6 protein-coding genes are annotated in these 4,343 nt (G+C 30.5%); all 6 read right to left on the bottom strand.

Going from position 1 to position 4,343, the window contains the following annotated elements; all coding sequences use genetic code 11:
* Positions 1-105 precede the first annotated feature (105 nt).
* Positions 106-825 carry a hypothetical protein gene (locus VJY32_RS14280; protein ID WP_353678606.1) on the bottom strand — a complete coding sequence of 240 codons (720 nt, stop codon included), beginning with the start codon at positions 823-825 and terminating at the stop codon, positions 106-108.
* 240 nt (positions 826-1,065) lie between these two features.
* The gene (locus VJY32_RS14275; protein ID WP_353678605.1) at positions 1,066-1,326 is read right to left on the bottom strand and encodes a GIY-YIG nuclease family protein; all 261 of its coding nucleotides are present in this window, start codon (positions 1,324-1,326) and stop codon (positions 1,066-1,068) included.
* On the bottom strand, positions 1,323-1,517 hold the full coding sequence (locus VJY32_RS14270; RefSeq protein WP_353678604.1) for a phage integrase N-terminal SAM-like domain-containing protein: 195 nt from the start codon (positions 1,515-1,517) through the stop codon (positions 1,323-1,325). Before VJY32_RS14270 ends, VJY32_RS14275 begins: the two co-directional genes overlap by 4 nt.
* A 349-nt stretch (positions 1,518-1,866) precedes the next feature.
* On the bottom strand, positions 1,867-2,943 hold the full coding sequence (locus tag VJY32_RS14265; protein ID WP_353678603.1) for a T9SS type A sorting domain-containing protein: 1,077 nt from the start codon (positions 2,941-2,943) through the stop codon (positions 1,867-1,869).
* 219 nt (positions 2,944-3,162) lie between these two features.
* Entirely contained in the window at positions 3,163-3,819 is a 657-nt protein-coding gene (locus VJY32_RS14260) for a hypothetical protein (protein ID WP_353678602.1), read from the bottom strand.
* Between the two features lie 291 nt (positions 3,820-4,110).
* A partial coding sequence (locus VJY32_RS14255) for a phage integrase N-terminal SAM-like domain-containing protein (RefSeq protein WP_353678601.1) occupies positions 4,111-4,343 on the bottom strand: 233 nt, incomplete at its 5' end.

Genomic DNA, 4,343 nt, shown 5'->3' with positions numbered 1-4,343 from the left:
GAAGCTGACTTAACAGATGTTTTTGCCATTTTACACCTCTTATTAGCCATATAACGATCTAAGCTCAGCGGCCCGAGCGTAGCGAGGGTCCGCTGGAGCGACTTGTTAGGGATTGCCTGCTGCAAAAGCATCTGGTATTTGGCTTTTAAGACTCGCTACTCTGTCTGAGAAAAGAACAGATTCAAGAACAGAAATATTGGCCCTTATGATTACAACGATATGCTTCCACGAAGCGCACTCCACCCGTTTTCCTTTGCAGAATTCAAACCTAATTCCATCAATATCAACGCATAGAGAATCATTGTTATGCATTCCATTTGCGTGAAACGAATTTCTCAAATTTGCGAGCACAGTGAGAATATCCTTTTCTCGTCCCCTGGGGGGAATATCTGCCTGTTGGAGCATGGTAGAACTGGTGTGCCAAAAACCTCTCCTTTTTGGACTTGCAGAAAGAGCCTTTAAAATGTTGTTGAAAAGATTCTCTATCTTGAAATGCACTTTGCTAATAAGAGTGTTTCTCAAGTAATCGAGCATCAGCTCTTCAGCCTGACTAGAGGTCAAACCAGTTCCAATTAGATTTCGATACTCTTCATCCCAATTATTGCCGTACTTCTCTTGAGCAAGACCTTTTAGGCTCATGAGTACTCTTATCCAATTACCGCACGCACCAATGTCACACTGCAAACCATCAAGGGCGACATGACGAGCATCCTGTGACGCATACGAAACTCCACTAACAGTTACTATTCTCTGCCTGATCGCCTCGATGGCCTGGTTTATACTCTGCAAATCTTGGAGAACCTGATCGAAATTAGAGTAGTTCATTATTTGATCCGTCCGTGTTGCTCTGATCCCTAACTATTAATTATACTGCACAGATTTATTGATTAAGGAATGATATCCTGCAACTGCACGCAGGATATTATTCCAATGGCTTTGTTTTTGCTTAATATTCTTAATATTTAAAAATAGCATTTGCATAATATTATTCTTCATACATTTCAGTCTAATGGACTTTTTACTCCTAGTTCTTTATTCAGAACATGTGTATAAATCATCGTTGTTTTATCCCGTGAGATAACTTTTTAATCTATTTTTAATAAACCTTTTACCCCACGAAGTCTTTAAATATTTTTCTCTTCTTGTAGCATCCTGTTGATTTAAACAACCTTCCAAATAAATCAATATTAAAGACACTCGATTCTTTGTTGAAGGAACTTTTCCTTTATTATGTTCTTCAATTCGTTTGACTAAATTATTTGCATAACCCACATAGAAATTGAGGTCTTTCGATGATTGTAGTACGTATGTATAAAAGTAATTCATACTAAATATCTCACGGGATTAACAGAACTGTGTTCATTCGGATGTCTTTTGTTGTGGAAAAGTATATATCTTTTTATCCAGCCGATGTATGCTTCTTCAGTCTTTCTGCTGTAATGATTTGCCCGCAGAGTAAGCCTTACTTTATCGAGGAGTTTTGGTTTATTTGCTATATTACTCTGGCTTGTGTTCACATATTTTCCCTCAATTCTGAAGTAACATAAAAAAATAATTTTAATTTTCAAAAATATTTTTTCGAGTTGTAAACAATAAACAATTAGCATTTGTAAGCCATCAAAAAAGAAATAATTTTCACGCAGATTACCGCAGATTAATACAGATAAACAATCAACGCAAATCTGCGAAATCAGCGAGAGAAATTTTCATGATGATATAATTAACAATAAAAAATTTTTATTAAGCAATGCCTAATAAATGCATCGCCAATAAGTGGCGGCATGAAATTGGGATATCGCTTATGTAACAACTCACAATAATCATATAAATGCAAATATAGTGTGCGATTGATAGGCTGATCAGATATTACCTCAATAGCAACATTTTTTTTGTTTGCTGGAATTTTTCTGTACTTAGTTGATAAAAATATATCCCGCTTGGTAAATTACTTCCATCAAAATTAATTTGATACTTACCTGGAGCTTGCTCTTCCTTTGCTAAAGTTTTTATTTCCTCTCCCAGAAGGTTATATATAGTTAATGTAATCAAGGAACACTCTGAAATATTGTAAGAAATTACTGTATTTGAATTAAATGGGTTGGGATAATTTTGAAAAAGATTAAATTCCTCAGCAATATTTTCTTCATTCTTTACACTTGTAGGATTCCTGTAAAACAAAAATATTTCTTTAGCTAAATATGCATATAAAATACCGTCAGGATTTGTAACTTTTAAAAGTTCATTTTCAGGGGTCCATTTCCCATTTTTCCACTCCTCACCAAATATATGAATTAAATTATTATTCTCATCATATTCATAAATTGTCCTTACACAATTCTTCCAATTATTATTTTGAGCTATCTTCAAATTTTCAAGAACCAAATTATTATTTATATCGTACTCAAAAATTGTTAAACCATAATCTACCCATTGTTCTTCTTGCCAGATTTTTGTAAGAATAGTTTTTCGATTTAATTTTTCATCATATGTATAATTAGTCAGATAATAATTTACCCATTGATTATTCGTCCAAATTTGGAATAAATTTGTATCAACTAAATTCTCTGAATTATAAGTGTAAATATTTTTAAACCCATATACCCATTCATTACCAATCCAATTTAACTTTATAGATAACACCAAATTTATTCCTTTGAAAAAATTTTCGTACTTATAATCATCTACAAATTCCTGGCCATTGAAATACTGATGTAAAATAAAATTTCTATTGCCTAACGAATCATAATTATAAATATCTTTCGCCTCGTTAAACCATTCTTGTGATGAAGTATTAAACCATTCCCAAAGAACTGATTCAATATTTCCGTCAGAATTATATTTGTTTGTATGTTTCTCTATATTTTTCCATTTGCCATCAAGCCAACCAGCTATTATGAAATTATTTAATAATAAATCATCATTATAATTATATACAATCTTCATTCTATCACCGTTTATACTTATACAAATAAGGCTATCTAAAATCCCGGAAAAATTCTTTTTATATGGATTAAAAGTTGATATGTTGTAAATACTTTTGGTTAAGAATAAATTGATAATATTTTTATTTTCTGAGATAAAAGATTTTTCTTGTGAAAAAATTTCCGTCGTTAATAGAAAATACAACAAAAGATAAATAAGTTTATTCTCTAAATTCATCTTCTAAAAATAAATACCTACAATGATATGATGCGTGTTAATAATTTTATTATCATATTTGAACAAATATCTAATATCAAGGTTCAATTTTGAAGAAATTTGATATGCTGTACCCATTCCTAATATTATTCCATATGATTTGTCAGGAAGAATTTCATTTTTTTGAATTCCCTTAAATTCGGCAGGTATCTCATCCATTGATTTATAAGACCAGACTTCAGGAGGTGATGTATCTAAAGATGAATTGATAATATTGTAAGCAACATCTATTGAAAGATATGGTGATAAAATACTTTGATTGATATCATATTGGATTCCTATGGTCAGCGGGAAAATATCATAATTTCTACTTACTAAATTATATTTAGTTGCAAGAAATATTGAAGAAGTATCATTAATAGTATATTTAGAGTACTTTCTTACTGTGATAATATTAGAGTATGGTTGAATTGTCCTGAAGTAACCAGTAGATGCTTTGAGTGTAAGTGAAGATATGAGGTTCGTTTTAAATTCTACAAGAAAATCACCTCTAATATTGTTTGTATTATAAAAATTAATACCTCCATAAAAACCAACATCAAAACTGGAAAAAGGTTTTTTCTCTTGTGCCTTCAAAAAGTTAATTGAAAGAAATAATAGAACGAATAATATTTTTTTCATTTTTTAACCCTCAGTATTTATTTGATTTTTATGTTTCATAAAATTCTTCTTTCCTTCTAGCTATGTTATACTTCTTTGAACAAAAAAATTTAATCATATTCAATTCATTTTACATTACAATGCATATTTCTTTGCTGTATTTGGATATTTTTCTCTAATGTAATATTTAAGTACAGTATTTCCTTTTGTCATGTTAAAACCTTTATGTACTATCAATAAACTTTATTCAAATGTTTTTTAAGTTCTGAAATTATCAAGGAAAGTAAAATTGTATATATGATATTCTTTCTTTTAGTATCTCTGAAAAATAATTTGCTGATAATTAAAATCAATATCCTTTATACGATGTTTTATTCTTGTTGCGTGTTTTATATCATCCAGCCATCCAACTTCTTTATCCAAAACATTTTTATACAGATACAATATTGCCGGCAATGCTTGATTTTGTGTTGATGAAGAAACATTTTGTTCTACTGCAAGATGATTTATGAATTTCTGAATCTCATCTTTCCCCATTTCATTCG

Source organism: Rosettibacter primus, assembly GCF_036860675.1.
GTDB lineage: Bacteria > Bacteroidota > Ignavibacteria > Ignavibacteriales > Melioribacteraceae > Rosettibacter > Rosettibacter primus.
This window is presented reverse-complemented; position numbering and strand designations above follow the sequence as displayed.